Annotated in this window: 4 protein-coding genes; 2 read left to right on the plus strand and 2 right to left on the minus strand. The window is 37.7% G+C overall.

The features are described from left to right. Window positions 1–946 (minus strand): site-specific DNA-methyltransferase (locus PLJ10_13205; GenBank protein ID HOK10603.1); only part of this gene is annotated, 946 nt, incomplete at its 3' end. A 193-nt stretch (window positions 947–1,139) separates the two neighbouring features. After that, window positions 1,140–2,552, minus strand: coding sequence for an MATE family efflux transporter (locus PLJ10_13210; GenBank protein HOK10604.1), 1,413 nt, complete (start codon window positions 2,550–2,552; stop codon window positions 1,140–1,142). A 245-nt stretch (window positions 2,553–2,797) separates the two neighbouring features. Here PLJ10_13210 and PLJ10_13215 point away from each other — a divergent pair, with 245 nt between their 5' ends. Both PLJ10_13215 and PLJ10_13220 read left to right on the plus strand, forming a co-directional pair. Continuing rightward, on the plus strand, window positions 2,798–4,045 hold the full coding sequence (locus PLJ10_13215) for a Gfo/Idh/MocA family oxidoreductase (protein HOK10605.1): 1,248 nt from the start codon (window positions 2,798–2,800) through the stop codon (window positions 4,043–4,045). A gap of 394 nt (window positions 4,046–4,439) precedes the next feature. Continuing rightward, on the plus strand, window positions 4,440–4,708 hold a 269-nt coding region (locus tag PLJ10_13220), incomplete at its 3' end, for a carboxypeptidase-like regulatory domain-containing protein (protein ID HOK10606.1).

Consider the following 4,708-nt stretch of genomic DNA (forward strand, 5'->3'; position numbering starts at 1 on the left):
CCCCTTGGTCCCCTCTATTAGAGGGGAACACCCCTTGGTCCCCTCTATTAGAGGGGAATGGTTGAGACCAAATTCTATCAAGGGTAATTACATAGTTTGAGTTTTTAACAAACTTCGGTTTGTTCCAAATCTTTACCAGTTCATCTTCGAACTGCGAGATAAAATCAATAACCTTAAAAGCTATATCTTTCAAAATTTGTAGTTGATTAACTCTGTCTGCACTCCATTCATCTGCACCTTCCCAAAAGTATTGATAACTCCAAAGTTTAAACTGTTCTTGTAAAAATGCTTTGGCGTTTTTATTAATGAAAAAATCTACTTCGCTTTGCTTCTCAAATATCCTAAAAGCTCTCTCTAAATTCTCTTCATCTATCTTTATATCTTTTTTCTTAAGTGCCTTTAAAATGTCTTCTACTTTTGTTGTTCTACCTCTTTCGGAATAGAAAACATTAAAAACTATTGTTTTATCATCTTTTACTTCTTTAAGTTCGTAAATCAAATTCCTTCGTTCATTCGCTTTTTTGTTTTCAATATTAGAGGCGTCGAAGTAAAACTTTAAGTTGTCGAATTCCACTGGAATGCTTCTGAAAATTCTATCGGTTTTGACATAGTAAAGCATATGTGTCTTCCAAAAAAGAACCACATCTTTATCACTCGTATAAACTTTTTCATATACATTATTATGAAAAGGGGTGGAGTTGAAATAGATGGAGCCACTCTCTGTAAAGTATCTGCTGAAAAATGAGTAAAGTTTATCAAAGATCTCTTCCCGGAATGATGGGTATTTTTCTAATGCCTTTTCTATATCTGCTTTTATTAACTCTTCAATTTTCTGATAGTAATTTGATTTTATTCTCATCAAATTGACAAAACCACCAGTACCTTCAATCCTGGCACCAATAAATACATCCTGTAATGCTTTGTAAAATTTTTGTTCCTGGGTCATGCTACCATATCCTTTCAATGATTGGGACTCTGGACGTTTTTGTTTTTCTTTTCTATTTTGATTTTTATTATAAACTAAAAGTGGTTTGTTTTTTAATTCATTATGTGTTTGTTAGTTTGGGTCTGGTATTTTTATATTATGTAGTGGTGATTCAAAAATGTTTTTTGCCAGTTCGGTTTTTTTAAGGGATATGTTATGGTTGGGTTTTTAATGTGGGTGAAATTCCTACTTTTGTTTTTGTCCAGCCGTCTGTGCGGAAGATGGAGAGGGTTAGTATGTAACGGACAAAATGAGCGAGTAGTATTACGTTCCAGACGCGGTATGTGTTTAGTAGGTTTAGTAGATATAATATTTCGCAGGTACCTAATAATACTCCGAACTGGGAAATAAGTGCGATGAACATGGGCATTCGTGTTGCACCTGCCCCTTGAATTCCACCTGTCATTGCTAAGGTTGCGGGTAGTAAGATGCCAGAGAAGGCTAAACATTGAAGTAGTGCACGTCCATAGTCAATTACCAAATCTGATTGAGCATTGAAGATATTCAGTAGTGATGTAGGAAAGAAGGTGAATGCGATTCCGATGGTTGCACCCCATAACGCACCTAAGTATGCCCCAGCCTGTACTGCTTTTTTACCGCGTTCAGGGACGCCTGCTCCGATGTTTTGTCCCATTACGGTGGCGCAGGCAGACCGTAACCCGAAGGATGTCCATGTCACCAGTGAGAATAATTGATTGTAACAGATAGTATATGCGGATTGTCCTGCGGTGCTATTTGGTAGAGTGCTTATATATTTTATTAGAAGAACGCCTGCGACGTTTAATACGACTCCCTGAATTCCGGTGGGTATTCCGACACGCAGGAGTACTTTTAGTATTTCTGGGTCGGGTAGCCATTTCCAACGTGGTGGGAGTTCTATTAGCGTTCTGCCTCGAATAATGAGTATGAATGCTACTATGAGGGATACGGCAGGAGCAAGGACTGTTCCAATGCCTGCCCCAAATACGCCTAATGATGGGAATAATCCCAATCCTGTGATTAAGATGAAGCTGATGATAATATTTAATACAGCACTTAGTATGTTGAGTTTTAATGCTAATTTTGGTTCGCCAGATGCCTGAAAAGCACCTGTGATTAATATCATAAGAAATAGAGTCCAATTGAATAGGAACAGGAGTCGTAAGTAGGGAAGTGCTTGTTGGTATACAATGTCCTCTACACCGATAAATCGTAATAGGATCGGTGATAGCCAGTAACCTAATGGGGCTACTACAAAAACGAGAAATAATGCTCCTGTAAGAAGTGCTTCGAAGAAAACGATGCTAACCATTTTTCGGTCTTGTTTGCCTGCATAACGTGCAATTAGCACATTCATGCCGTGTGAGATGGAGGCTATTAGGACAACGATAACGATAAATAGTTGCCATGAAACACCGACTGCAGCGTTAGCCTCGTTATTTTTGCCGGGAACAAAATGACCTATTAATACCTGGTCAATAAATCCGTGGATACCGTTAATTAGATTTAACAAGACCAGAGGCCAAGTTAGCTTCCACAGGGAGTTTAATATGTTCCCAGATACGATGTCGTGGTCAAACCTTTTCATAAACGTTTTGCGGTGTCTCTTGTTTTAATGAATTAGGGGAAAGAATGATAACATAAATTGATGTTGTCATTTTCCTAATATTTTAACTTAAATCGAAACATAAATGTTCTTCTCCTTTGGAAAGGGAAAGTTATGATTTGCAAACAATAGATAAAACTTCACATACTTATTGGGTATTTCCAAAATGGAACTTTAATATACATTTCGCCTTAAAATAAAAATTTTCAATTAAAGGAGATACTTTTATGAGTGAACAATTCAAACTTACACGCAGACAGTTTAACAAAGCAGCTGCAATCGCCACTTTTGCAGTTATCTCAAAAAACATTGAAGCAGGAGAAACCAATAGTGGAACATTGAAAGTTGGTCTGATTGGTTGTGGAGGCAGAGGCTTTGGTGCAGTTAAAGACTGCATGGATGGTAACGATAATATTAAAATCATCGCTTTGGCGGATGGCTTTGAAGACCGCTTAAAAGATTGTCGCAAAAAATTAGAGAGTATGCAAGGCAGAGCTTACAAAGGCAAGGTCGATATTAAAGATGACCATTGCTTTGTTGGACTGGATGCATACAAGAAGATTTTAGAGACCGATATTGATATCGTTATTCATGCCACACCTCCGTATGCACGACCTCAGCATATAGAAGCTGCGGTTGAGGCGGGAAAACATATTTTTACAGAGAAACCAATAGCAGTAGACCCTGTTGGTGTTCGTCGATTTATGAAGGCTGTTCAAAAAGCCAAGGAAAAAGGTTTATGTTTTGCCACAGGGACACAAAGACGTTCGAGTAATGCGTACCGTGAAACGGTAAAGAAAATCCAAGACGGTGCCATCGGTGAAATTATTGCTGCCCGCGCTTATTGGAATGGTGATTTACCGTTTTGCCACGAACGCAAACCTGGTTGGAGTGATTTAGAATACCGCTTGCGCAATTGGTATAACCAGATATGGACTTGTGGAGATAATATTGTTGAACAACATATCCATAATATCGATGTTATTAACTGGATTATGGGTACACACCCTGTGAAAGTCGTTGCCTCTGGAGGACGTGCATGGAAACCACGTGAAGAGAAATACGGAGACCTTTGGGACCACTTCGAATGTGACTTTGAGTATCCTAATGGTGTTCACATGTTCAGCTTCTCAAGACATTGGAATAATTCGAAGAATGACGTATTCGAACAAGTGTTCGGCACCAAAGGTAAGAGCATGTGCAATGATATGGGCAAAGATACGATGAATCCTTATGTTCAGGAGCACGTCGACCTTATTAAAGCTATTCGTGGTGAGGCACCATACCTTAATACGGGTATAGAAACGGCGGAAAGCACAATGACAGCTATTATGGGACGTATGTCTGCATATACAGGACAGGAACTTACATGGGATGACGCACTCAACTCCGACCTGAGCCTTGTTCCTGACGAATTAGACTGGAGTAAACCCTATCCCATAGGACCTATACCTGTTCCTGGCGAAACAAAATAAACGATTGATAATCAATAATTCTTTGTGGCAGAAAAGAAACGTGACTCTTCTCTGCCAACTTTTATTATTATCCCGACTTTTTATTAAACTATAAAAGTGTTTACACTTTACAATCAGAATTAATTAAAAAGGATAATTGAAAAGGCAATATAAGTTTAATCATTATTATAAAATTTGTAATGAATTTAGATTCTGATTTTATTATTTATATTTTCAATTTGACACTAAGTAATTTTTATTTTAAAATTAAATAGGCTGTAATAAAACAAAAAATTTTTTTGGGAATAAAATTTTTTACACATTTACAAAAAAAGATGGTAAAATGCTATAAGAAGGCAATTAATTAGCGGTAAAAAGGTAAAAATGAATAGATAACTAAGGAAAGGAGAAAAAAATGAGTAAGATTCAGGGAAATGGAAAATTTTATTTTCAAAAAGCATGTGTAATACTGCTGATGGTAAGTGCGGTAGTATTTACCCTTGCAATGCGGGCAGAAGCGGTGAATTCTGTTCGTGGTCAGGTAGTGAATGCTGTTAGTGGCAAACCTATTGCAGGAGTGACAGTAGAGATTAGTATTGCAGATGTGAAACAAAGTACAGAACCAGTACTGACAGATGAAAATGGGCGGTTTGAGTTTCCAGATTTAGGAGATTTGCAACCGCC

It is taken from the genome of Candidatus Hydrogenedens sp. (genome assembly GCA_035361075.1).
GTDB lineage: Bacteria > Hydrogenedentota > Hydrogenedentia > Hydrogenedentales > Hydrogenedentaceae > Hydrogenedens.